This window comes from Mesorhizobium sp. STM 4661 (assembly GCF_000359125.1).
Taxonomy (GTDB): domain Bacteria; phylum Pseudomonadota; class Alphaproteobacteria; order Rhizobiales; family Rhizobiaceae; genus Mesorhizobium.
Window position 1 is genome coordinate 146,345 of sequence record NZ_CAAF010000073.1, and the last position, 25,101, is coordinate 171,445.

The following is a 25,101-nucleotide window of genomic DNA, read 5'->3' on the forward strand; positions in this document are numbered from 1 at the left end:
GAACAAGCGATCGCTGGATCAGCAGGCTGAACCGTCTAAAACGTCAGCCGAAGGTGGCCAACGGTTCGGCACGGACCTCGACCCACTGACAGCGCCGGCTGTCGTGATAGAAGGACTGGAAGGGCGGCGGGAATGAAGGATCGGCGAAGGCGCCGACCGGGATGGCGACCAGGCCGGGTTGTGTGTCGATCCGGTAATGGACGCTGGTGCCGCAGTCCGGGCAGAAACTATAGGTGACGCGGCCGCCCTGCTCGCCAATGCGCATGAACTCCGCCGAACGCCCCTGGATCGATACCTTGTCCTCGGGAAACCGCGCGTTGAAGCTGAACGCACTGCCGGTGCGCCGCTTGCAAGCCAGGCAATGGCATACTGAAACCCGTACCGGCTCACCCGAACAGGTTGTGGAAAGCTGACCGCAGGAACATTCGGCGCGGCGCGTGACCATGGCTGGCTCCTCCTCGAAAGATATCACTGCGTGTCGGCGTGTGCCCTCAGCTCAGCCCGTTTCTCGTCCGAGACGACGGCAAGATCCAGCACCTTCTGCAGTTCGGCCGCATGGCGGAACGACGGCTCGGCCTGAACGCCGCTCAGCACCGCATCGACAAAACGCTGGTAGTTGGTCGCTACCGAGCCGGGATCGAGAGCCTGCCATTTGGCGTTCTCGATGTCCTCGCCCAGGCACGCTTTCAGCTCCGAGCCGTTCAGATTGTGCACGACTTCGATGCCGCCCTTGTCGCCGTAGATGCGCAGCCGCAATTCGTTGAGATGGCCTGTCGCCCAGCGGCTGGCATGCACCACGCCGAACGCGCCGTTGGAGAAATCCAGCGCCATGGCGAAGCTGTCATTGGCGTCGAGGTCGTATTCGCCGATCCGGTTGCCGGGCGCCTTGTCGAAAGCTCTCAGCCGGCAGAACACATGCTCGATGTCGAGTGCGGCGCCATAGCTGGCGAAATCGAGGATGTGGATGCCGACATCGCCCAGCACGCCATTGGAGCCGTGGCCGCGCGACAGGCGCCACAGCCATTTCGGGTCGGTGCGCCAGTCGCCCCAGAATTTGGACACCAGCCAGCTCTGCAGATAGGACGCCTCGACATGCCTGACCTGGCCGATTTCACCGGCCAGCACCATGGCGCGCCCCTTCTGCAGCGCCGCCACATTGCGATAGGTCAGGTTGACCATGTTGATGGTGCCGGCCCGCTCGGCGGCGTCAGCCATCTCGCTGGCCTTCTCGAAGTTTTCGGCCAGCGGCTTTTCGCACAGCACCGGCTTGTCCGCCGCGACCAGCATCATCGTGGTCGGATGGTGGATGCGATCCGGCGTCACGTTCGCCGCCGCGTCGAACTCACCCCATGCCAGCGCATCCTCCAGCGAGGTGAAACGGTTGGGAATGCCGTGGCCGTCTGAAAATTCGTCGACACGCTTGGCGTCGACATCGACGGCGCCGACCAGTTCGACGCCATCGATCTTGCCGAACTGCCTGGCGTGCTCCTGCGCCATCCAGCCGGTGCCAAGTATCAAAAGACGCATATTTTTGTCCCCCTAGCGAAAGCCGGCTTCGCCGGCGGCATGAAGCTTGCCGCCGCGTTCGACGATCGGCTCGAGCGCCTTTTCCACCGGCACGTTCGGCGCCTCGAGTACGGCCGGATTTGCCCCTTGCGGGTTGTGCGCCCATTTCACCGCGTTGCGCAGCACCTTCTGCACGGTGGCGTCGTGATAGGTCGGATAGGTCTCATGCCCCGGCCTGAAATAGAAGATGTTGCCGGCGCCCCGCCGATAGGTCAGCCCCGACCGGAACACTTCGCCGCCCTGGAACCAGGAGATGAAGACCGTCTCCAGCGGCTCCGGCACGGCGAACTGCTCGCCATACATTTCCTCGTTTTCGAGCTCGAAATACTCGCCGATCCCCTCGGCGATCGGATGGCTGGGGCTGGTCACCCAGAGCCGCTCGCGCTCGCCGGCCTCGCGCCATTTCAGCGTGCACGGCGTGCCCATCAGCCTCTTGAAGATTTTCGAGAAATGACCGGAATGGAGAACGATCAGCCCCATGCCTTCCCAGACCCGGCGCGCCACGCGCTCGACGATTTCGTCGGCGACCGCGCCATGGTCCTTGTGCCCCCACCACACGAGCACGTCGGTTTCAGCCAGACGGTCGGCCGGCAGGCCATGCTCGGGTTGCTCAAGCGTCGCCCAGGATACGGAAATGGCGGAGTCCACCTTCAGCGCATTGGCGATCGTCGCGTGCATGCCCTCGGGATAGATGCCCGCGACCACCTCATTGGTCCGCTCATGGATATTCTCGCCCCAGACGACAGCGCGTATTGTCATGACATCCTCTTGGTGAAACCGGAGCCGACCCGCCCCGGCCAGTCATAGTCTGCCCGGCCGGGAATGAAAACGGTTTCAGTGGCGGCTGCTGACAATCGGGGGGCTGTGGCGGCTTTCATCCTGCGCCGCTGCAGGTCTGCGCGCCGAGCCCTTCCGACGCGACGCGCGTCAGCGGCTTGGTTAGCCGCGCACGACGAGGCGCTTGATCTGGCCTTTCTTGAAGGCGGCGAGGAAGCGGGCATAGTCCTTGAAGACGACGCAGCCATTCGATTCCGCGCGGCCGCCGCGCAGCATGTAGGTGTGGGCGAGCAGGCCGTCGCGGCCATATTTGTTGCTGCCGCTGGTAGGCGTCAGCCGGATCGCCTCGACGCCGTGGAAGCGCGATTCCCGCAGCGTCAGATTGTAGGTGTCGGGCGGCGTCGGGCCGACATTCTTGTTGTGAACGAAGCGCGGCTGGTCGACCATCGAGCCCAGTCCCGAATGCGCCTCGAGCCGCGAGCCGTCCGGCATATAGACGGTTTTCGCCGAAATGTCGTAGACGGCGACACCGCTGCCCATGGATGGCGATGGCCTGGTGAAAAGGTTCCTGAAGGCTCCGCCGACGCCGCGCTCGGGCATGTCGGGCTTGGCATAGGCCAACATCCCTTCGGCCTGAGCCTTCGACCGCTTGGCCGGCTCGCCCGGGCCGCTTTGCGTGCCCTGGCTGGCTCGCGTGGCCCGGCTGGCCGGGCTGCCTTGCGTAGCCTGCGCGCCCTGGCTGCCTTGCACGCCTGGCAGGGCGGCGAGCGACGAATTGCGCGGCGACAGGGCTCCTGGAGATTGGGGCGTCTCGACTTGCGGCGCATCAGCCGTCTGGACCTTGCTTGCCTTGGCCTTGGGTGTCTGGGCCTTGGGTGTCTGGGCGGCCTTGGAAGGCTTAGCCGGCTGGGCGCTCGGTGCCTTGGGAGCCTCGACCTCGGGCTCCTCGATTTTCGCCTGCGGACGGAAGGTCGGCACCGGAATGCTGTCGGGCATCTCGTCCTGCGGCGGCAGCGAGGCCACCTGTACTTCGCCCTGCTGCGGTTCTTGCGGGGCAACAGCGTCATTTGCCATCGCCGCCGGCGGCAGCACCTCGATCATCTGTTCCGGCAACGTGTTCGCCAGCGCCAGCGCCAGGCGTGAGGATCGTTCGATCTCCGCGACCTCGGGCCCGAAGCGCTCAGATGCCGGACCGCGCTGGTCGGGCATCCGCGCGGACTCTGCAAAGCGCGCCCCCACCGGCAAGCTGGCGAGCGCCAATGGTGCGCCAGGAGAAGAGGCATTGGCAAAGGCGGCGGCAAGCTTTTGCGGCGACAACGCGGCTTTCGCCACCACGCTGTCGAAGCGGTCGCGGACAGGAGCGGCCTCGTTCGACCACGCCAAAGGCTCGATACGCGCCACCTTGCCCTCGTGCAGGAAGCTGCCGGCGGCGTGCACGCAGCCGGCGTCGCATCGATTGAGCAGCGACGCCTGCCGGCTGCTCGATAGCTGCGGCGCCCATGAATTGGCCCAAGAATTTGAATTGGCCCATGAATTGGGAAGCGTGCGGCGCTGATCGGCGAGCGCGATGGTGCGCGGTGCAAGCAGGCTTTGCGGCAGGCCGTTGGAAGCGGCGGTGAGCGATGTCCCCACCGAGTAGAGGCCGGCCATGGTTGCCACCGACCACAAAACAACCACCGCGCCGACGGCTGGAACCGCGACCCAACGCAGGCTGGGTCTCATCGAAGTCAATCCAGATTGAGGATCGTCACCCCGGCTTTTCAAATACACAAACGCCATACAACACTCTCAATCGGCTTGCCGGCCTGCGCCCTCGCATCCGTTACGATCACAGTTCGCCTGATGCCCCCGGGCACCCTTCGCTGCTGTTGCCGATTGATTCAAAAGATGGACAAAGTTGGTTAACCAATCCCTCCACCGATCGCCGATTGGGCGGCGGTCACTTCGAAAAAAGCACCCTTCATGACTATGAAAGTGGCAAAATTGCCCTCCATATCAGGCTTTGCTGCCCGTTTTCGCCGACCGAGTCAAGCAAAGGGTGGGTGTTAGTGGGTGTTAGACCTTTAGGGTTAGCCGCAATTTTCTTGGCGACAATCCCTAACTGGCCCGCCCCCGCGCCAGGGATGCGGGCCACAATCGAGTATTTACGGATACTATGCGGCCTGCAGTTTTTGCTTCGGCCGCAGATTCTGGTTCATGCGGAACAGGTTCAGCGGGTCGTAGCGCTGCTTTATCTCCACAAGCCGCCGATAGTTGCCGCCATAGGCCGCTTCGACCCGATCCGCTTCGTCCTCGGGCATGAAGTTCACATAGGCCGTGCCGGCGGCATAGGGCCTGGCCGCCTCGTAGATACCGCGCGCCCAGTCTATGCAGGCCTTGTCCATTCCCGGTTCGCGCCAGCGTGCATGGACATTCATGATGAAATGCGCGCTGCGTTGCGGGAACGCCGTTTCGTCGGCTTTCACCCGGCCCGCCGCGCCGCCGACATGGCCAAGGAAGATTTCGCATTCAGGCCCCGGAAGCCTTGGTATCGCTGCCGTGACGACCTCGATCGCGCTATCGGAAAGTGCAGTGAAGTCATGGCTCTTCCAGTAGTTGCGGGCGCCTGACGTAAGCAACGGATCGAATGCCTGCTGCCAGCCGGTGAGCGGGTTGGGACCGACGACATCGGCAATCGGCGTGCCGATGGCGCGAAGCCTTTTCGTCGCTCTCTTTCCCTCCTGAAGATCGCCGCAATAGCACATGGCCAGAACCAGAACCTCCTTGCCGTGCCACTCGGCCGGCAGGAAGGGCAGTGGCGGTGCCTGCCGCATGACCACCCAGCAGGTCAGTTCGTCCGGTGCCACTTCGAGCGCGTCACGATACGCCCGCAGCACCTCCTGGGCATCGGCGAAGGGATGAACGACAAGCCCCGACAGAACCTGTGGGCCGACACGGTGAAGCTTGAACTCGAAAGCCGTGACGACGCCAAAATTGCCGCCGCCGCCGCGCAGCGCCCAGAACATGTCCGGATTCTCGGTCTGGCTGGCGCGCATCAGCTTGCCATCGGCGGTCACCACGTCGGCGCTGAGAAGATTGTCGATGGTCAGGCCGAATTTCCGCGTCAGCCAGCCGAAGCCGCCGCCCAGCGTCAGGCCGGATATGCCGGTGGTCGAGTTGATCCCGGTCGGTATCGCCAGTTCGAAGGCCTGTGTTTCCTGGTCGACATCGGCAAGCGTCGCACCGGGCTCCACCCATACCCGCCGCGTCGGTGGATCGACCCGCACCGACTTCATCGGCGAAAGATCGATCATCAGGCCGCCGTCGCAGACGGCACTGCCGGCAATGTTGTGGCCGCCGCCGCGAACCGCGACGAGAAGCCGGTTTTCCCTGGCGAAGTTCACGGCGGCGATGACATCGGCGGCGCCGGCGCAGCGCACGATCAGCCCTGGCCGCCGGTCGATCATGGCATTCCAGATGCTGCGTGCCTCGTCATAGGCGCCATCGCCTTCCCTCAGCACCGTGCCGCGCAATTGCGCCGAAAGCGCCTCCAGGGCCGCGGCATCGATCGTCGTCTTGCCGCGTTCGAGTGTAGTGAGGCTCATGCTGTTCATGGTTTCCTCCCGCTTTGCTTATGAGCCGTTCTCTCCCCGTCCAGATTGGAAGTGTGCCCTTATATTAGAGATATCGCAAGTTCCGAGCGGCTTGCGGCTGCGGGCGGCCATGGGCCGGGCTTAGTATCCCGGCCCGGTGCCCAATTCGCTGCGGCGCCAGGCGGCCGGCGAGATTCCCACCGAGCGCTTGAACTCCCGCCCGAAATGATAGACGTCGCAGAAGCCGCAGGCCTCCGCGATTTCGGCCAGCGGCTGATCGCTCTGCACCAGCAGCGATTGCGCCTGCATCAGCCGCTCGCGCATCAGCCACTGATGCGGGCTCGTGCGCAGATGCTTCTGGAACAGCCGCCGGATCTGCGAAGGGCCAAGGCCGGTAACCGTGAAAAGGTCCGGCGCGTTCCAGGCGAATCCGGGTTCGCTGCGCATCGCGTCCACGGCGGCGGCCAGCGCCTTCGGCAAATCGTCGGTGCCGGCGCCGGCCAGCGCGCGGTCGACCAAAAGCACGAACTCGGCGACCAGTTGGTTGAGCCTGAGGTCGAGGCTGGCGTCGCGCCGCCGCAGCGCCGCGAACAGCCGCTCGAACCAGGGAACCGGGTTCATCGCTTCGGTGAAAACGGTCCGCAAGCTGCCCTCGCCGAACAGCTTGCGACGCAGGATCGCCGGGTCCGGCCCATCGAGCCTGAACCAGAGCAGACTCCATGGGTCGTGCTCGTCGGCGGCATGGACATGCGGCGCCTCATTCGCCATCCACACCAGTTGCCCCGGGCGCACTTCCAGCCGCTGCCCCAGCGTCTCGACGACGCCGCGGCCCGACAGGCAGTAGAGGATGTCCTGGCCGGGATAGGCCGCGCGTTCTATCCGGTAATCCGGCGCCGCTACGACCTTGCCGGCGCGCAGCACGCTGAACGCCGTGCGCGTCCAGCCGGCGGCCGGCACATAGTGGAAACTCTCGATAACCGACGTTCTTGCCCTCATGCGCGTTTTATACAAAAACTGCGCTCTGCTGTCCATTTTATTCCCGGTCGGGCGCAGCTATGGTCGCTCTCAAGAGGCAGGCGAGATCGGCATTCATCAGCCCGAAATCTCGCCTTCCGGGCTTCAAGGCGCACCGCGCCAATGACGGCCCCGTTCGCGAAGACCAGGGAGGCAAGACGATGCTCGCGATGACCAAGGCTGAAAAGGAGCGCTACGCCAGCGACGGTTACATCATCCGCCAGGGGCTGCTGACCACGGCGGAGGTCGATGACTTCCGCGACCACGCGCGCAAGCAGTTGGAAGCGGAAAACAAAAGCGGCGCCGTCATGGCCAAGGGCGACAAGGAAGGCAAGACCACGCTTCTGAAGATGTGGACCAAGGCCGAGGACGACAAATACGGGCTGCTCGCCCGCGACGAGCGCATGGTGGATCTCGCCGAGGCCGCGGTCGGCAAGCCGATCTACCTCTACAGCCACAAGATGACGATGAAGCAGCCCAACGAGGGCGGTGCCTGGGAGTGGCACCAGGATTTCGGCTACTGGTACAATTACGGCTGCCTCGCGCCGGAGATGATGAGCATCTATGTCGCGCTCGACAAGGCGACCCGCGAGAATGGCTGCCTGCAGGTGCTCAGGGGTTCGCACAAGCTCGGCCGCCTCAACCATATCCGCGAGAACGACCAGACCAATGTCGAGCAGGAGCATCTGGAAGCGGCGCTGAAGCGCTACGAGCATATCTATGTCGAGATGGAAGCTGGCGACGCGCTGATCTTCGACGGCAATCTGCTGCATCGCTCCGACGCCAACCGCTCCGATACCTATCGCTGGGGCTACATCTGCTCCTACAACGCCATCGAGAACGCGCCGTTCAAGAAGGTGCGCGAATACGGAAACTATGACGAGTTGCGCAAGGTGCCGGCCGGTTCCTTCCGCAAGGCGTCCTGACACCGAAAACAAGGCGTGGGCGGTCACGCCCGCACCGGACCTTGATCCCCAAGCTTAGGGGTTGGAAAAGATCAGGTCGAACAAAGAGATAGAGTCGCATCCTGAATCTGTTTGGGATGATCGGGCTCAATGCATCGACCCGTGCGCGAGCTCAGCCCGGGTCGATGAGGGAAGAACGGGAGAAGAGTGGCGGAGCCGGTTCGCGACCGGCATCTCGCCGCACGCAGGGAGGATGCTGTATGGCCGATGCGGTCAGGACCGGCGCGCGCTCGCCAGCCACGGACCGATTGACGTTGGCGCGGCTGTTGCGGGCGCGTGAGGCGGGCGTGTTCATCGCGCTGCTCGCGCTGTGCCTGTTTTTGTCCTTCGCCACTGACGGATTCCTGACATCGCTGAACCTGCTCAATGTCGGTCGCCAGATCTCCCTGCTCGGGATCATGGCGGTCGGCATGACGTTCGTGCTGATCGCCGGCGAAGTCGACCTGTCGGTCGGCTCGACCTATGCGTTCTCCGGCCTCGCCACCGGCATGCTGATCATCGCCGGCTGGGCGCTGCTGCCGGCGATCGGCGTGGGCCTGCTCACCAGCGTCGCCATCGGCCTCATCAACGGCGTGCTTTCCACCTATGGCCGCCTGCCCTCGCTGATCGCGACGCTCGGCATGCTCTCCATCGTGCGCGGTGCCGCCCTCATCCTGACCAACGGCCAGCCGGTGACGGTGAATGCCCGCAATGGCGCCCTTCCCGACGTCCTGCAGTCTTTCGGCTTCATGGGTCAGGGCTATCTGTTCAGCATCATCCCGATGCAGCTCGTCTTTTTCGTCATCATCGCGGCACTTGCCTGGGTGGTGCTGGCCTTCTCCAATTTCGGCTTCCGCGTTTACGCCGTCGGCGGCAGCACCAAGGCGGCGCGCGTCTCCGGCATCTCCGTCAACTCCGTCAAGATCTGCGCCTTCGTGCTGATGGGTGTGCTGGCCGCCTTCGCCGGCATTTTGAGCATGGCCTTCCTGCCGAGCGGCCAGGCCGGACGCACCGGGGTCGGGCTGGAGCTCGACGTCATCGCGGCCACCATCGTCGGCGGCGCCTCGCTGTCGGGCGGCGAAGGCACAATCCTCGGCACCATTCTCGGCGTGCTGATCATCGGCGTCATGCGCAACGGGCTGGTGCTGATGGGCGTATCGCCTTTCGTGCAGGAACTGATGATCGGCCTGGTCATCATCATAGCGGTCGGCATCGACAAATGGAGCACGCGCCGGACCAACTGAAAGCAGAGCAACCAACAGGTCAACTCAAGGGCCAAACAAGGGAGGACTATCCATGAAACTCAGACATGTCATTCTCGCAGCCGCACTCAGCCTGCTGCCGCTGTCGGCCCATGCCGGCGCCAAGCTCGCCGATTTCGCGCTGGCCGACCGCATCAAGGCCAAGATCGCCGCCGGCCAGCCGCTCGACATCTATGTCTCCTATCACGACGTCTCCAACGAATTCGCGCCGTTCATGAAGACCGGCGTCGAGCGCGCCGCCAAGGAGGACAAGGTCAGCGCCCAGTTCATCGGTCCCGTCGGCGCCGATGCCGACGGCCAGATCAGCGAGATCGAGACGCTGATGGGCAAGATGGACGGCCTGGCGATCTCCTCGGTCTCGACCGACGCCCTGGCGCCGCTGATCGACCGCGTCATCGCCGCCGGCATCCCGGTGGTGACCTTCAACACCGACAATCCGGAGAGCAAGCGCCTCGCCTTCGCCGGACAGGATCTCGTCCAGTCCGGCCGCGAGGCCGGCAAGCTGATGGCCAAGGTGCTGGGCGGCAAGGGCAAGGTGATGATCACCACGATCGACGCCGCCGCCCAGTGGTCGCTCGACCGCGAAAAGGGCGCGCGCGAAGCACTCAAGGCCGAGCCGGGCATCGAGGTGGTCTCCACGCTCAACACCGGCACCGACCCGCAGAAGATCTATGCCGCGATCGAGAACGCCATGCTGGCAAATCCGGCGATATCAGGCGTGCTGTCGCTTGAATGCTGCTCGACGCCGGCCGCCGGCACCTGGGTCGAACGCAACAACGCCGCCGACAAGGTCAAGGTGGTCGGCTTCGACTTGCTCGACCAGACGGTGCAGCTCGTCCAGGACGGCAATGTCCAGGCGACGATCGACCAGGCGCCGGAGAAGCAGGGCTTTGCCGCGGTCGACCTGATCGTGCAGTTCCTCAAGGGTCAGCCGATCGAAAACCTCGACACCGGCGTCGGCGTCTACACCAAGGAAAACATCGCCGAGGTCGCCAAGAAGTAACATGCCGGCGTAACGGGAGCTGCCGGCCCTGAGGTCGGCAGCTCTTCGTTCTGCCAGCCCCATGACCGAGCACCAGACGCCTGCCCCCATCGTCGCGATCTCCGGACTGACCAAGCGGTTTCCCGGCGTGCTGGCGCTCGACCGCATTTCCGTCGACTTCCGTCCCGGTGAAGTGCACGCCGTGATCGGCGAGAACGGCGCCGGCAAATCGACCTTGATGAACATCCTTGCCGGCGACCTGCAGCCGAACAGCGGCGAAATCCGCATCGACGGCAGGCAAGCCACCATCGCCTCGCCGCTGGCCAGCCGGGCCGCCGGCATCACCGTGGTCTATCAGGAACTGGCGCTCTGCCCGACGCTGACCATCGCCGACAACATCATGATGTCGGACATGGCGGCGCGCTCGGCGGTGTCGTTGGTGCCGCGCGACACGATGCGGCGCGAGGCACGCGCAGCCTTGTCCCGCCTCGGCATGGGCAAGCTCGATCCCGATACCAGGGTCGGCCGGCTCTCCGTCGCCGAGATGCAGCTGGTCGAGATCGCCGGCGCCATCCGCCAGCGCGCCCGCGTGCTCGTCCTCGATGAACCCAATTCGGCACTTTCCAAACGCGAGAGCGAGCGGCTGTTCGACATCGTCCGGCAATTGCGCGTCGAAGGCGTCACCGTCATCTACGTCTCGCATCATCTGAAGGAAGTGCTCGACCTTGCCGACCGCATCACGGTGATGCGTGACGGCCGCACCATCGAGACGCTGGACAATGACGGCCTGTCGGAAGACCGGCTGATCCGCGCCATGGTCGGCCGCGATCTCGACACGGCCGCGCAATGGTCGCTGCAACCCGAGGCAAGATCTGATGGCGCGCCGATCGTGCTGTCGGTCGAGAAGTTGACAGCGCCTGGACTGGATGAGTTGAGTTTTCACACCCGCGCGGGCGAAATCCTCGGCATTGGTGGCCTGCCGGATTCCGGCAAGGACATGCTTGGCGAGGCCCTTTTCGGCCTGTGCGGCCGTAGCGGCCGCATCACCATCGACGGCAAGGAATTGCGCGCCGCCGACCCGCACGCCTCCATCCGCAACGGCATGGCCCTGGTGCCGGCGGACCGGCGCGGCGCCGGCGCCCTGTTGGCGATGAGCGTCGCCAACAATGTCGTCTCCGCCTCGCTGCCGCGCTTTTCGCTTGCCGGCTTCATGCGGCGCGGCGCGGTCCGCCGCGAAGCCCGTGCGCAGGTCGCCCGGCTCGACGCGCGCATTTCACATCTTGGCCAGAGACTGGCGACATTGTCCGGCGGCAACCAGCAGAAGATCATCCTCGGGCGCAGCCTCGTCACCAACCCGCGCGTGCTCATCCTGCACGAGCCGACGCGCGGCGTCGATGTCGGCGCCAAGGCCGAGATCTACGCCATCCTGCGCGGCATTGCCGGCGAAGGCGTGGCGGTGGTCATGATCTCGTCGGAGATTCCGGAATTGATCATGAACGCCGAACGCGTTCTGGTGCTGCGCAACGGCCGGGTCTCGGGCGAGCTGACCGGCGCCGGCATCAACGAGGAAGCGATCCTAGCGCGCGCCATGGCGTCCTGAACGAGGCCCTGAACGAGGCATTGATGACCACCAGACCCCAGATCACGCCCAAGATCACAATCGTCGGCAGTTTCGCGGTCGGGCTCACCATGCGGGCGCCCAAGCTGCCGATTTTCGGCGAGACGATGCTCGGCACCGATTTCGACATGGGGCCGGGCGGCAAGGGCTCCAACCAGGCCGTCGCCACGGCAAGGCTGGGCGCCGCCTCGTCGCTGGTCGCCATCATCGGCACCGACAAGCTGGCCGGCATCGCCACCGACCTCTATGCCGCCGAGGGCGTGGATGCGAGCCTGGTAACGACGCGCGCCGAGCGCGCCACCGGCGTCGGCTTCATCATCCTCAACGACAAGGGTGAGAACTTCATCATCCTCGACATGGGCGCCAATGAGCTGATGAATGCCGAGACCGTCGACACGGCGGAGCGGCGCATCGCGCAAAGCGATGTCGTCATGACCGTGCTCGAAGTGCCGATTACTGCTGCCGCCCGCGCCATGGAGCTCGGCCGCAAGCATGGCGCCCGCACCATCCTCAATCCCGCGCCGGCACGCCAGCTTCCCGACGCGATCTTCGCCGCCGTCGACTATCTGACCCCGAACGAAAGCGAATTGCGCATTCTGCTCGGCCTGCCGGCCGACGATGCGCGCTCCTCGCGCGAGCTCGCCGGCGAATTGCGCCGCCGCGGGGTCCGCAACGTCGTGGTGACCTTGGGCCGGAGCGGCGCGCTGATCCTGACTGACGAGCTCGATATTATGGTGCCGGCAGTGCCGGTCACCGTGGTCGACACGACCGGCGCCGGCGACGCGTTCAACTCTGGCTTCGCGGTGGCGCTCGCCGAAGGCCGCGACATCGTCGAGGCGGTCCGCTTCGGCGTCGTCTGCGGCGCGATCGCCTGCACTGAACTCGGCGTCATTCCCGGCCTGCCCCAGCGGGCCAAAGCTGACGCGCTCTACGCCCAGGCAATGAAGACAATATGGAAGGAAACGACATGAACCGAAACCGGCTGCTCAATGCCGAACTTTCGCATGCCATCGCCTCGATGGGCCATGGCGATCTGATGATCGTCTGCGATGCGGGCTTTCCGATCCCCTCAAGCGCCTGGCGCATCGACCTCGCCGTCTCGCCTGACGTGCCGGACCTCGAAACCGTGCTGTCGCCGATCGCCGCCAATTTCATCGCCGAGCGTGTTGGCTATGCCGATACGCTGCCGGTGCACAATGCGCCGCTGCTGGCCAAGCTGAAGCGGCTGTTCCCCGACGCCGATTTCGAGGCCACCAAGCATGAGACCATCCTCGGCGAGATGGCGGCGAAGGCCAAGGTCATCGTGCGCACCGGCGCCTTCGATCCGTGGGGCAACATCCTGCTTTATTCGGGCGTCGACGTGCCGGCCTGGTTCTCCAAGCCTGGTGTCGTCGCGCCAGACTACTACGCCAAGAAGATGAAAGGCTGAGATGCCGCGCATCTTCGATTTCGGCGGCCGCGAGGTCGAGCGCAGCGTAACCGTCGCGGACCTGCGCGCGCTCAAGGGAAGTGGGCGCCACGCCGCCCAGGTGACGGGGGAAACGGCGGAAGAAGCGGAGGCCGCGGAGGCAGCCGGCGTCGAGATGATCGTCTGCCGCGCCGCCAATGTTTTGCGCGTGCGCGAAGGATCGCGCCGCGTTTTCGTCACCGCTGCCCTCGGCTTCGCCGACGCGGTTACCCGCGACGAGATCCTGCGCGCTGCCTTCGGCGCCATCACCTCGGGCGCCGATGCGGTGATCACCGGGCGCGGCCATGACAGCGTCCGGCTGCTCGCCAATGAACAGATCCCTGTCATGGGGCATCTCGGCTTCGTGCCCCGCAAATCCACCTGGGTCGGCGGCATCAGGGCGGTCGGCAAGACCTCGGCCGAGGCGCTTGAACTATGGGACCGCTTCCGGCGGCTCGAGGATGCCGGCGCCTTCGCCGTCGAATGCGAAATCATCGCGGCTGAGGTGATGGCCGAGATCAACCGCCGCACCTCGCTCGTCACGGTGTCGCTCGGCTCGGGCATTGCGGCGGACGTCATCTTCCTGTTTACCTCGGACATTTGCGGTGAGAGCGTCCGCCTGCCGCGCCACGCGCGTGCCTGGGGCAATCTGGCCGCCTTGCACCAAGCCGTCAGGGACGCGCGGGTCGAGGCGCTATCGGGCTTCCGCAAGGAGGTTGCCGGCGGGAGCTATCCCGGCGACGCCGAAGTCGCCGGTATTGCCGAGGCGGAGCTCGAGGAATTTCGCGCGCGCCTCGAAGCAGCACGAAATTAGAGTCCAAAAGCTCGCCATCGGCGAAGCTGCCAATCTCCCACCTTGCGGGGGAGATCGGATGTCACTTCGGCTTTCGCCAAACTTCGGACCGGTTGCCCGCTGTTGCCTCTATAAAACTTGATAATTTCCATCATGAAATATATCAAGGCCGAGAGATCATGCCATTACAGGGAAACGGAAGTGGCCTTCGCTCCGCGCATGGAAAGTCGCATTCAGGGTTTTTCAGTCATAGGCGGCCTCAAAGGGCATGTCTGGGACGGCGTCGTCGCCGACCTCTGGGACGTTTCGTGCGGGGACAAAGCGGAAGGCTATTATGTGTCTCCCGACCCTCGGCTCTTCGTCACGCTGAAGGTGGACGGCGACGGCGCCTTTTTCGTCGAGGGCGCGCGGGGCGGATTGCGCCGCCACGACCGGGCATTTTCCATGGCCTACATACCGGCGGGAGTGCCGATCAGGGGCCGGGTCGAGGGCCTGCGCCGCATCAAGCATCTCGATCTGCACTTCGACGAGGCAGCACTGACGCGCCGCTTCGGCGGCAGCCTCGACCGCGAAGCCCTGCATGTGTCGCGCTTCCAGTTTTGCGACGACCGGATCGCCGCGCTTGCCGGCCTGATCGCGGCCGAATGCGACAGCGGCCTGCCGATGCACGATCTCTATGGCGAAGGCCTGTTGAACGCATTGTTCGCCGGGCTTTTTGAGATAGGCCGACCGGACGGACAGCGGCGCCGCGCGCCGCTGTCCCGCCGCAAGCTGCGCCTGGTCACCGACTACATCGACGCGCATTGCCTGGGTAAGATTCGCCTCGCCGATCTCGCCGGCCTGACCGGCCTGTCCGAAACCGCCACAAGCCACGCCTTCAAGGCAGCCACGGGCGTGCCGCCGCACCGTTGGCAGATGCAGGCGCGGATCAGGAAAATCCAGGCCATGATGGCGCATGAACAGGCGTCGCTCGGTGATATCGCCGAAGCCTCCGGCTTTTTCGATCAGGCGCATCTGACGCGGGTGTTCAAATCCATCGTTGGATTGACGCCGGGCGTGTGGATGGCCGCTCACCGACGCCAGTGACATTTCCCGCAGCATGACGTCGCAATGTCCGCCTTTTGGACAAAAACCGACAAACCGCGAAAATCCGTCCAATGATCCGCTCATAAGTTGAGGTAAACAGTCAGGTATATGTCTAGAGAACCTGGGGTTTGCCTTATGAACAGAATCCGCCGGATCAAGCTGCTTTTGGCAGGCGCCGCCATCGCCATGCTCCCGCCCGTGACCGCGTTCGCGCAGGATGAGCGGAACACCACCCAGCTCGAACCCGTGGTGGTCGAGGGCGATGCCGGCGACAGCGCGACCGGACCGGTCGACGGCGTGGTCGCCAAGAAGACCAGGACCGGCTCCAAGAGCGCGACCGAGCTCAAGGAGATCCCGCAATCCGTCTCGGTCATCGGCCGCCAGGAAATTGACGATCAGGGCGCCCAGAAGATCGACGAGTCGCTGCGATACACGGCTGGCGTCTTCACCCAGCCCTTCGGTCCCGACAGCGACACCAACTGGATTTTCATCCGCGGCTTCCAGGCGACGGACACCGGCGTCTACATGGATGGGCTGCAACTGTTCAGTTATGCGTTCGGCGGCTTCTATGTCGATTCCTTCGGACTCGAGCGCATCGAAGTGCTGAAGGGCCCGGCCTCGGTGCTTTATGGCGGCAGCAATCCGGGCGGCATCGTCAACTATGTCAGCAAGCGTCCCGACGGGAGGCAGCGCTATGTCGAGACCGGCGTCAACGATGCCGGCAATGTCTATCTCGGCTTCGACATTGGCGACGTCGCCAGCGACGGTGTCGTCAGCTATCGCGTCAACGGCCGCGTCGCCGGCGGCGATACCTACAGCGACCTGCAGGATGGCTGGCGCGGCTTCATCTCGCCCAGCATCACCTGGCAGCCCGACGACCAGACCCGGCTGACGGTGCTCGCCAATTTCAGCCACATCGATGAGAACCACAATGGCGGCGGCTTTCTGCCCTATGAAGGAACCGTCGTCGACAGGATTGTGGGCGGTGTGAATTACGGCCGCATCGATCCCGACGCCAATTTCACGGAACCGAGTGTCGATCTCTACAAGCGCCAACAAGGTTCGATCGGCTACGAGTTCGAGCACACTTTCGACAATGACTGGACCGTGCGCTCCAACATGCGCTTCAGCGCTGCTTCCATCGACGAGGTCAGCGTCTATCCCAACGGGTGGGCGAGCGCGACACAGCTCAACCGTATCAACTTCGGCCACAATACCGATGCCATGACATTCCTGTCGGACCTGCAGATCGAGGGCAAGGTCGAGACCGGCCCCATCGAACACACGCTGCTGGCCGGTATCGACTACAAATATTACAACATCGACCAGGTGCAGTCGTCAGCCCTCTTTGGGACGACCCCGCCGATCGACGCCTTCGACCCTGTCTACGGCGCGCCGCTGACGCCGCGTGTCAGCTATCTCAACCAGGACCTGACGCAGAAGCAGCTCGGCTTTTACGCGCAAGACCAGTTGCGCTTCGGCGATGGCTGGCTGGTGACGCTGAACGGCCGCTACGACCGCGGCTGGCTTGGCGCCGATAACGGCCCGACCTACTACTCGGCGAGCTCCAGTTCGCAGAGCAACACCGTTGGCGATTTCTCCGGCCGTGCCGGCCTTGCCTACGAATTCGACAACGGCGTCACCCCCTATGCCAGCATCGCCACCTTCTTCAACCCGATCATCGGAACCGACGCGAATGGCGATCTGTTCAAGCCGGAAGAGGGCGTGCAATACGAGGTTGGCGTGAAATATGAGCCGACCTTCATCGATGGCCTGTTCACCCTGTCGCTCTTCGACCTGACGCGCCAGAACGTGCCTTCGAACGTCACCCTCTTTACGCAGATGCAAACCGGCGAAATGCGCTCGCGCGGCGTGGAGCTGGAAGGCAAGGTCAACGTCACCGAGGATTTCAGGGTAACTGGTGCTTTCACCGCCTATGACATCGACATCACCAAGGACGCCAACCCGGCGCTCATCGGCAAGACGCCCTTCATCGTGCCGGAGGTGATGGCTTCTGCCTCTGTCGACTACACTTTCCGCGGCGACTGGTATGACGGCATCTCGATCGGCGCCGGCGTGCGTTATATCGGCCATTCATGGGCCGACAATGCGAACACAAACAAGGTGCCGGCCGTTACCCTGGCCGATGTGAAGCTCGGCTACGAGAAGGAGAATTGGGGCGTCGACCTGAACATCACCAATCTGTTCGACAAGACCTATGTCTCCAGCTGCCAGACCACCACCGCCGTCGCCTGCTCCTATGGCGAAGGCCGCTCGTTCAAGCTGAAGGCCCATACGACTTGGTAGTCGTGTGCTGCAGACCATGATCCCGAAAAGTGGAAACCGGTTTTCGGAAAAGATCATGGTCAAACAAGAAGATAGACCTTGGCGATAATCCCCTTCCCCAACCGGCGGCGGGTGCTCGGGCTTGGCCTAGCGACCCTGCTGTCGCCGATCGCCGCCAGGGCAGCGCCGCCGCGCGTCGCGGCGATCGACTGGGGCATGCTGGAAACCTTGCTGGCGCTCGGCATCGAGCCGGTCGCGGCAACGGAACTCATCCAGTTCCGCAAGATCGCGGTCGAACCGACCGTCCCTCGATCGGTAACCGATCTCGGACTGCGCGGCACACCCAATTACGAGCTGCTGCGCATCGTCGCGCCGGATCTCATCGTCATCTCCAATTTCTACGAATACCAGCGCCCCATGCTCGAAGCCATCGCGCCGGTGCTTGCGCAAGCGGTCTACACGCCCGGTGTGCCACCCTACCCGCTCGCCGAGGCCGCTATGCTGACGCTTGGCGAAAGGCTCGGGCGGCAGGCCGAGGCGAAACGCTATGTCGACGAGACGGAAGTCGAGATCACCCGATTGCGCGCCGCGCTGCCAGCCGCCGCCGGGCGGCCGGTCTTCTTCATCAGCCTTGGCGATTCGCGCCATTTCCGTGCCTTTGGCCGGGATTCGATGTTTGGCGACGTGCTTCTGCGTCTCGGCATGAAGAACGCCTGGGCCGACGAGACGAACTACAGCGCCGCAGCGCCGGTCGGACTGGAGGCGCTGGCGCGCGTTCCCGATGCATCGATCCTCGTCGTCTCGCCGCTGCCGGCCGATGTCGGCCGCTCGCTGCCCGCAAATGCCTTGTGGAACGCACTGCTGGCGGTCCGCGAAGGTCGTGTCGCCGTGCTGGAACCGATCAATCATTTCGGAGGCCTGCCCTCGGCGCGCCGCTTCGCACGCCTGGCCACGGCGGCGCTTGCCGGGCAGACGCATGGCTGACCGCGCCATGACCGAGCCCGCCACGACTGGCCATGCGCTGCCACCGATCGCACTCTGGGGTCTTTTGGCCGGAGTGGCGGCACTCCTGTTCGCATGGCGCGTCGGCATGCAGTGGCCGAGCGCACTGTCGAGCGACGGCATCGATCTCGACCGTATCATTCTTCTCTACAGCACCCTGCCGCGCGCGGCGGTGGCGGTGCTGGCAGGCGCCGTTCTCGGCCTGTCCGGACTTTTGCTGCAGCGTGTGCTGCGCAACCCGCTGGCCGAACCGTCGACGCTCGGCATTTCGGCGGGCGCGCAGCTGGCCATGACGGCGGCTTCCGTCTACGCGCCGTTCCTGATGGAGCGGTCGCAAGGGCCGGTCGCCTTTGCCGGCGGCATCGCCGTGGTGCTGTTGGTGCTGTCGTTGACCTGGCGGCGCGGGCTTGAGCCTGTCTCGGTGGTGCTTGCCGGAATGATGGTGGCGCTAACCGCCAGCTCCATCAGCGCCGCCCTGATCCTCGCCAATGGCGACTATCTGTTCTCGCTGTTCATCTGGGGCGGCGGATCGCTGGTCCAGCAGGACTGGGGACCGGCCGTGGCGCTGTCTATTAGGCTGGCGGTCGGCGCCGGCGCCGCCCTGTTGCTGCTCAGACCGCTGACGATCCTTGGCCTTGACGACGCCTCGGCGCGCAGTCTCGGCATCGCGCGTCACAGCAGCCGCTTTCTCGTCATTGCACTTGCGGTATGGATGGCCACCACCGTGGTCGCCGAGGTCGGCGTTATCGGCTTCGTCGGCCTTGCGGCGCCCGCGCTCGCCACGCTTTCGGGCGCGAGAACGCTGCGGCAAAAGCTGCTGGCCGCGCCCCTGATCGGCGCCATCCTGCTGTGGCTGACGGATGGGCTGGTGCAACTGGCGGCCGGCACTGGTGGCGAACGCATTCCGACCGGTGCCGGCACCGCACTTCTGGGCGGTCCCGTTCTGCTCTGGCTGCTGCCGAGACTGCGCATGCTCGAATGGCCGAACCTTGGCGCGCATGGCGCTTCCCCGCGCAAGGCCGGCCATCCCCTTCTCATCGTCCTGCTGTTGTTGCTGGCGATGCTTCTCGCGGCGGGGGTGGCGCTCGTTCTCGGGCGCGGGCCGGCGGGCTGGTCGGTCGCCGGCGGCGAGATGCTTTCTGATCTCGCCGCCTGGCGCGCGCCGCGCATCGGCGTGGCGGCGGCCGCCGGCGCCATGCTTGCGGCGGCGGGCGTGGTGATCCAGCGCGTCACCGGCAATCCATTGGCAAGCCCCGAGGTACTGGGCGTCGGCACCGGCGCCGGCGCAGGCCTGACCGCGGTGCTGGCGCTCAGCGTGACGGCCGCGCCCGGCTGGCAACTCGCCGGCTCCGTTCTCGGCTCGCTGGTAGTGCTGATCGCCATGCTGGCAATCGGCGCGCGAGCGAAATTCGGCGCCGAGCGGCTGCTGCTGGCCGGCGTCGCCCTGAGTGCGCTGTGCAGCGCAATCATCACCGCCACGATCGCGATGGGAAATGCGCAGTCCTACGTGCTGCTGCGCTGGCTCAGCGGCTCGACCAGCCAGGCGACCGGAATCGATGCCTGGCTCATGGTCGCCTGCCTGGTGCTGCTGACATTGCCGCTGTTTCTCGCCGCCCGCTGGCTCGACATCCTGCCGCTCGGCGAGAACACCGCGCGCGGGCTGGGCCTGCCCGTCGCCAACGGACGGCTGACTCTGATCGTTCTCGCCGCGATCCTGACCGCACTTGCCGCGATGTTCGTCGGACCGCTGAGCTTTGTCGGCCTCATCGCGCCGCACCTCGCACGGCTGGTCGGCTTTGCCCGCGCCCGCGCCCAACTCGCCGGCGCGGTGCTGGTCGGTGCGCTGCTGATGATCGTATCGGACTGGCTGTCGCGCATGGCGGCCTTTCCATACGAGTTGCCCGTCGGCCTGTTCGCCTCGCTGCTTGGCGGACCGTATCTCGTCCATCTGCTTGCAAAAGGAGTGCCGCGTCATGGCTGACGTGCCGAGAAACCTCAAGGCGTCCGCCGAGATCGCGCTGTCATCTCCGCAAGACATCATGCAGCGGCTTTGCGCGCACTTTGCCGACCATGGCGACGTCGCTATCGACGGCGCCCGCAGCCGCATCGACACGGCTTTCGGCTCCGCCAGCATGGAGGCCTGCCAGCGCTGCCTAAAGGTTTTTGCAGAGGGCCATGACGAGACATCCCTGGCCTACGTCAAGCTCTCCATCGCCGAGCATCTTTTGCATTTCGCATCGGCGGAGAACCCCACCATCGTCTGGCGCGGCGACGGCGCGGCGGGCCAGCCGCTACCCTATTTTCGTGAGATGCGCGTTGTGCGAACCGCCAGCGTGACGCCGCATATGCGGCGGCTGACCCTGGCCGGCAGCGACCTCGGACGCTTCGCGACGGGTGGGCTTCACGTCCGTCTGCTTCTGCCAAGGGATGGCGCCGTACCCGCCTGGCCCGTCACCGGCGAGGATGGCCGCCCTTCATGGCCCGAAGCCGAACGACGGCCTGACGTGCGCATCTACACGATCCGCCGCATCGACGTCGACAAGGGAGAGGTCGATATCGACTTCGTCCTGCATGATGGCGACGGCATGCCCGGCGCACGCTTTGCCGCCAATGCACGGATCGGCGACATCGTCGGCATGACCGGGCCGGGTGGCGGCGGCATCCCCGCGGCCGACTGGTGCATGCTTGCCGGCGACGAGACCGCCCTGCCCGCGATCGGCCGCATCGTCGAGGCACTGCCGGCAGGCGTGCACGCCGTCATCCGCATCGAAATCGCCGATGGCGGCGAGGAACAGAAGCTGGTTTCGCAGGCTACATTGGACATAAGGTGGCTGCACAGGAACGGCGTGGCCTCCGGCAAATCGACCTTGCTTCAGGATGCGATCCGGGAGGTCCGTTGGCCCGAGGACGGGCGCAGCGTCTTCGCCTGGGCCGGCTGCGAACACAAGAACTTCCGCGCCATCCGCTCCCACCTCAGGCAAGACCGGAAGCTGGCGCGCGACGCGCATCTCGTGGTCGCCTATTGGCGCCGCGGCTACGAGGGTGATAGCGCGCGAACAGACTGACCGACCGGTTCGACGTGCTTACCGCAAGCTCGGACTGTTCGCCGATACGGTCAGGTCGAGCGCGACATGACCTTGCGGCGCGCCGAAGCGAAGGAAGGCTTCCGACAGCGTCACGAATACCGGTCCGGCATCGCCTCTCAGCTTGGTGCAGAAATTGATCGGCGCGGATGTCAGCTATCCAATCAGTCTTTTCGCGCCTTTTACAAAAACTTACATCTTATATCTTATGTGTAAACGCAGCGACAAGTCTGCCAATAGGGGTTGCGGCCCACCCCGAAAGGCCTAATCAGGCCTGTGATCCGACCTGCTTGGCGGCCGCTTCGAGCGATCTTTCAAATGCATCGATCATGCTGTCGACCTGCGGCTCGGTGATGATCAGCGGCGGGCAGAAGGCAAGCGCATCGCCCATGTTGCGAGAGATCACGCCGTTCTGCTGCAGGAACCCGTTGACGAGCCCGCCCAGCGCGCCGACGGTGCCCCAGGGTGTCTTGTTCGCCTTGTCGTCGACCAGTTCGATCGCCGCGATCAGGCCGACGCCGCGCACCTCGCCCACGAGCGGGTGCGAAGCCAGCTTGCGCAGCCGTTTCTGCATATGCGCGCCGACCGTGCGCGCATTGCCGACGAGGTCGCGTTCCTCGATCAGGTTCAGGTTCTCTAACGCGACCGCCGCCGCGACCGGGTGACCGCCGCCGGTGAAGCCGTGACCGAAAGTGCCGATGCGATTGCTCTCGTCGGCAATCGGCTCGAACACTTTTTCGTTGATCAGCAGCGCCGAGATCGGCAGGTAGGACGAAGAGATCTGCTTCGACAGCACCATGATGTCGGGCCTGATGCCGAAGGTCTGTGAGCCGAACATCTCGCCTGTCCGGCCAAAGCCGCATATGACCTCGTCGGCAACGAGCAGGATGTCGTATTTCGACAGGACCGCCTGGATCTTCCGCCAGTAGCCAGCCGGCGGGACGATGACGCCGCCGGCGCCCATGATCGGTTCGCCGAAGAAGGCGGCGATGGTTTCCGGTCCCTCGGCCAGGATCAGCTTTTCCAAATCGTCGGCAAGCCGGCTCGAAAACTGCTCTTCGCTCTCGCCCGGCAGCGCCTCGCGCCAATGGTGTGGCGAAGAAGTGTGCAGCACGTTGGCGATCGGCAGGTCGAACGAGATATGATTGTTGGGCAGCCCGGTCAGGCTCGCCGCGGCAATGGTGACGCCGTGATAACCGCGCTTGCGGCTGATGATCTTCTTGCATGCCGGCTGGCCGAGCGCATTCGACCGGTACCAGATCATCTTCATCGCCGTGTCGTTGGCCTCGGAGCCCGAATTGGTGAAATACGCCTTGCTCATCGGCACCGGCGCCATCTGCACCAGTTTTTCGGCGAGATCGATCAGCGGCGAATGCGATTTGGAGCCGAAGTCGTGATAGTAAGGCAGCTTGGACATCTGCCGCACCGCCGCGTCGACCAGCCGCTTCTCCGAAAAGCCGACCGCGACGCTCCAGAGGCCGGCCATCGCCTCGATATAGCGGTTGCCGGCCAGATCCTCGACATAGATGCCGTCACCCTTCTCGATGACGAGCGGCCCGGACTCCTGATGCTTGCGGGCATTGGTGTAGCCATGCATGTGGTAGCTTATGTCGCAGGCTTCGGGGGAATTGGGTCGAGCGTCCATGGGAGGTCCTGTCTCAATGCGTCCGGGGATATTTTGCCACCTGCCCGCCCTTCGGCGCGCATCGGCGTTCCTCTTGCATTATGCTCTTTGATGCATCATGTTTCTTATAAGATATAGTGTCAAGCCCTTTCCTCGGGCCTGGCAGGAATGGGCGGAGACACATGCAGACTTTCAGCTTCGAGACCCTCGAACGCGAGAATTTGGGCGAAACGGTCTATGCGCGTGTCGCCGAAGCGCTGATCAAGGGACGGTTCGCGCCGGATGCGCGGCTCACCATCCGTGACCTTGCACAGTCGCTCGGAACCAGCGTGACTCCGGTCCGCGATGCCATCCTGCGGCTGATCCAGGACGAGGCGCTGGTGCAGAAATCGGCGCGCGAGGTGCGCGTTCCCGTCATCACGCTGAGGCGCTATCGCGAAATCCGCCAGATCCGGCTGAAGCTCGAAGGGCTCGCCGCGCGGGAAGCCGCGCTCAGGGCGGCCGCCAAGGACGTCGAACATCTACGCAGCCTTATTGCGTTGAACGAACGGGCGATCGCCGATAAAAACTGGACGGAGGCACTGGCGCTCAACCAGACCTTTCACTTCGCGCTCGCCGACATCGCCGACATGGTGGTGCTGCGCGGCATACTGAACCGGCTCTGGCTGCAGATGGGACCGTTGATCGCGGAGTCCTATCATGAGGGCGGCCGGGCCATGATCGAGAACCACTATGCCGTGCTTGCCGCCGTCGAGAAGCAGGATGCCGATGCCGCCGAGCGGGCGATCGTCGCCGACATAACGGAAGGTGGAAAAGTGATCCTCGAACGGCTCGTCAGCAGGCACGACGTCAAGGCAGGGACCGCCTGAGCATGGACCATGTCGACTGCATCGTCGCCGGCGCCGGCGTTGTTGGCCTTGCGGTCGCGCGAGACATGGCGCGCCGCGGCATGGACACGCTGATCCTCGATGCCGCGAACGCCATCGGCACCGGGACCAGTTCTCGCAACTCCGAGGTCATCCACGCCGGCATCTATTATCCGCTCGGATCGCTGAAGGCCCGCTTCTGCGTGGCCGGCCGGAACATGCTCTATCGCTACTGCGAGGAGCGCGCGGTCCCGCATGCGCGCTGCGGCAAGCTTATCGTCGCCGCGAATGCCGACCAGGAGCCGGTGCTTGCGACCATCCAGGCCAATGCATCGGCTTGCGGTGTGGACGACCTGGTGCCCTTGACCGCCGCCGAGGCGCTCGCGCTGGAGCCCAGGCTGCGCTGCACGGCAGCGCTGTTGTCGCCCTCCACCGGGATCATCGACAGCCATGCCTTGATGCTCGCCTTGCTGGGTGATGCCGAGGAGCATGGCGCGGCGCTCTGCCTCAACACCCGCATCGTCTCCGGTCGCATCGAGGGTGGGCTCCCCAAGGGTGGACTGATTGTGCTCGACACGATCGACAGCACAAGCGGCGAGCGCTTTGAAATCGCAACCAAATTCTTCGTCAATGCCGCCGGACTTGAAGCCACGGCGCTTGCCCAATCGATCGCCGGGCTCGATCCGCGATTCGTGCCAAAACTCCGCTATGCCAAGGGCAATTATTTCTCAGTCGCCGGCCGTGCCCCCTTTTCGCGGCTCATCTATCCCGTGCCCGAACCCGGCGGGCTCGGCGTGCATCTGACGCTCGATCTCGATGGCGTCGCCCGCTTCGGGCCGGACGTCGAATGGACGGATACGCTCGACTATCGCGTCGACCCCGCACGCGGCGAGCGTTTCTACAACGAGATCCGTAAATACTGGCCGGACCTTGCCGAAGGCGCCCTGCAGCCAGCCTATAGCGGCATCCGGCCGAAGCTCTCCGGCCCTGGCGAAGCCAATGCCGATTTCGTCATCCAGGATGCTTCGGTCCACGGCGTTGACGGCCTGGTCAATCTGTTCGGCATCGAAAGCCCCGGCCTGACCTCCAGCCTGGCGATCGCCGATCACGTCGCGCAGCGCCTCGCTCAAACTGGCCAGGCTCAAAACCGGGGTGCCAAATTTGCAGCCGGACATTGAG

General features: G+C 64.6%; 21 protein-coding genes and 1 pseudogene. 14 read left to right on the top strand and 8 right to left on the bottom strand.

Annotation, left to right across the window (positions count from 1 at the left end):
• Nucleotides 1-43: 43 nt before the first annotated feature.
• The 6 genes from MESS4_RS24965 to MESS4_RS24990 form a co-directional block, all read right to left on the bottom strand.
• A complete protein-coding gene (locus MESS4_RS24965; protein WP_006337013.1) occupies nt 44-445 on the bottom strand; it encodes a GFA family protein in 402 nt (133 codons plus the stop codon).
• Between the two features lie 23 nt (nt 446-468).
• Nucleotides 469-1,527, bottom strand: coding sequence for a Gfo/Idh/MocA family oxidoreductase (locus MESS4_RS24970; RefSeq protein WP_006337018.1), 1,059 nt, complete (start codon nt 1,525-1,527; stop codon nt 469-471).
• A 12-nt stretch (nt 1,528-1,539) separates the two neighbouring features.
• Nucleotides 1,540-2,325, bottom strand: a complete 786-nt coding sequence (locus MESS4_RS24975; protein WP_006337020.1) for a trehalose utilization protein ThuA — start codon at nt 2,323-2,325, stop codon at nt 1,540-1,542.
• Between the two features lie 180 nt (nt 2,326-2,505).
• A complete protein-coding gene (locus MESS4_RS31295) occupies nt 2,506-4,065 on the bottom strand; it encodes a tlde1 domain-containing protein (protein WP_006337021.1) in 1,560 nt (519 codons plus the stop codon).
• Between the two features lie 431 nt (nt 4,066-4,496).
• Nucleotides 4,497-5,936 carry an FAD-binding oxidoreductase gene (locus tag MESS4_RS24985; protein WP_006337024.1) on the bottom strand — a complete coding sequence of 480 codons (1,440 nt, stop codon included), beginning with the start codon at nt 5,934-5,936 and terminating at the stop codon, nt 4,497-4,499.
• 120 nt (nt 5,937-6,056) lie between these two features.
• Nucleotides 6,057-6,911 carry an AraC family transcriptional regulator gene (locus MESS4_RS24990; RefSeq protein ID WP_244441211.1) on the bottom strand — a complete coding sequence of 285 codons (855 nt, stop codon included), beginning with the start codon at nt 6,909-6,911 and terminating at the stop codon, nt 6,057-6,059.
• A gap of 179 nt (nt 6,912-7,090) precedes the next feature.
• Here MESS4_RS24990 and MESS4_RS24995 point away from each other — a divergent pair, with 179 nt between their 5' ends.
• The 12 genes from MESS4_RS24995 to MESS4_RS25050 all read left to right on the top strand — a co-directional run bounded on the left by MESS4_RS24995 (nt 7,091) and on the right by MESS4_RS25050 (nt 21,414).
• A complete protein-coding gene (locus MESS4_RS24995; RefSeq protein WP_036242072.1) occupies nt 7,091-7,855 on the top strand; it encodes a phytanoyl-CoA dioxygenase family protein in 765 nt (254 codons plus the stop codon).
• A 239-nt stretch (nt 7,856-8,094) separates the two neighbouring features.
• Complete coding sequence (locus MESS4_RS25000; RefSeq protein WP_006337035.1) at nt 8,095-9,117, top strand: ABC transporter permease; 1,023 nt, start codon at nt 8,095-8,097, stop codon at nt 9,115-9,117.
• A gap of 52 nt (nt 9,118-9,169) precedes the next feature.
• Nucleotides 9,170-10,138, top strand: coding sequence for a sugar ABC transporter substrate-binding protein (locus MESS4_RS25005; RefSeq protein ID WP_006337040.1), 969 nt, complete (start codon nt 9,170-9,172; stop codon nt 10,136-10,138).
• 61 nt (nt 10,139-10,199) lie between these two features.
• Nucleotides 10,200-11,717, top strand: a complete 1,518-nt coding sequence (locus MESS4_RS25010; RefSeq protein WP_006337041.1) for a sugar ABC transporter ATP-binding protein — start codon at nt 10,200-10,202, stop codon at nt 11,715-11,717.
• A 23-nt stretch (nt 11,718-11,740) separates the two neighbouring features.
• Nucleotides 11,741-12,706, top strand: coding sequence for a ribokinase (locus tag MESS4_RS25015; RefSeq protein WP_006337042.1), 966 nt, complete (start codon nt 11,741-11,743; stop codon nt 12,704-12,706).
• The gene (gene rbsD / locus MESS4_RS25020) at nt 12,703-13,164 is read left to right on the top strand and encodes a D-ribose pyranase (protein ID WP_006337043.1); all 462 of its coding nucleotides are present in this window, start codon (nt 12,703-12,705) and stop codon (nt 13,162-13,164) included. Before MESS4_RS25015 ends, rbsD begins: the two co-directional genes overlap by 4 nt.
• 1 nt (nt 13,165) lies before the next feature.
• Nucleotides 13,166-13,996, top strand: a complete 831-nt coding sequence (locus MESS4_RS25025) for a 3-methyl-2-oxobutanoate hydroxymethyltransferase (protein ID WP_006337045.1) — start codon at nt 13,166-13,168, stop codon at nt 13,994-13,996.
• A gap of 180 nt (nt 13,997-14,176) precedes the next feature.
• A complete protein-coding gene (locus MESS4_RS25030) occupies nt 14,177-15,061 on the top strand; it encodes an AraC family transcriptional regulator (protein WP_006337048.1) in 885 nt (294 codons plus the stop codon).
• A 135-nt stretch (nt 15,062-15,196) separates the two neighbouring features.
• Entirely contained in the window at nt 15,197-17,368 is a 2,172-nt protein-coding gene (locus MESS4_RS25035) for a TonB-dependent siderophore receptor (protein ID WP_006337050.1), read from the top strand.
• Nucleotides 17,369-17,446: 78 nt separating this feature from the next.
• A complete protein-coding gene (locus MESS4_RS25040; RefSeq protein ID WP_006337056.1) occupies nt 17,447-18,331 on the top strand; it encodes an ABC transporter substrate-binding protein in 885 nt (294 codons plus the stop codon).
• Nucleotides 18,324-20,330, top strand: a complete 2,007-nt coding sequence (fhuB, locus tag MESS4_RS25045; RefSeq protein WP_006337059.1) for a Fe(3+)-hydroxamate ABC transporter permease FhuB — start codon at nt 18,324-18,326, stop codon at nt 20,328-20,330. The genes MESS4_RS25040 and fhuB overlap by 8 nt, the downstream gene beginning before the upstream one ends.
• Nucleotides 20,323-21,414 (top strand): siderophore-interacting protein, encoded by a 1,092-nt coding sequence (locus MESS4_RS25050; RefSeq protein ID WP_036242027.1) that lies wholly within the window; start codon nt 20,323-20,325, stop codon nt 21,412-21,414. Before fhuB ends, MESS4_RS25050 begins: the two co-directional genes overlap by 8 nt.
• Nucleotides 21,415-21,432: 18 nt before the next feature.
• Here MESS4_RS25050 and MESS4_RS32655 read toward each other — a convergent pair.
• Together MESS4_RS32655 and MESS4_RS25055 are read right to left on the bottom strand one after the other, a co-directional pair.
• Nucleotides 21,433-21,570, bottom strand: a pseudogene (locus MESS4_RS32655) (YkoF family thiamine/hydroxymethylpyrimidine-binding protein); the annotation flags it as partial.
• 130 nt (nt 21,571-21,700) lie between these two features.
• The gene (locus tag MESS4_RS25055) at nt 21,701-23,077 is read right to left on the bottom strand and encodes an aspartate aminotransferase family protein (RefSeq protein WP_036242028.1); all 1,377 of its coding nucleotides are present in this window, start codon (nt 23,075-23,077) and stop codon (nt 21,701-21,703) included.
• Between the two features lie 161 nt (nt 23,078-23,238).
• Between MESS4_RS25055 and MESS4_RS25060 the strand changes: the two genes are divergently transcribed.
• Nucleotides 23,239-23,925 carry a GntR family transcriptional regulator gene (locus tag MESS4_RS25060; RefSeq protein ID WP_006337063.1) on the top strand — a complete coding sequence of 229 codons (687 nt, stop codon included), beginning with the start codon at nt 23,239-23,241 and terminating at the stop codon, nt 23,923-23,925.
• A gap of 2 nt (nt 23,926-23,927) precedes the next feature.
• Entirely contained in the window at nt 23,928-25,100 is a 1,173-nt protein-coding gene (locus MESS4_RS25065) for an NAD(P)/FAD-dependent oxidoreductase (protein ID WP_006337064.1), read from the top strand.
• The last annotated feature ends 1 nt before the right edge of the window (nt 25,101 follow it).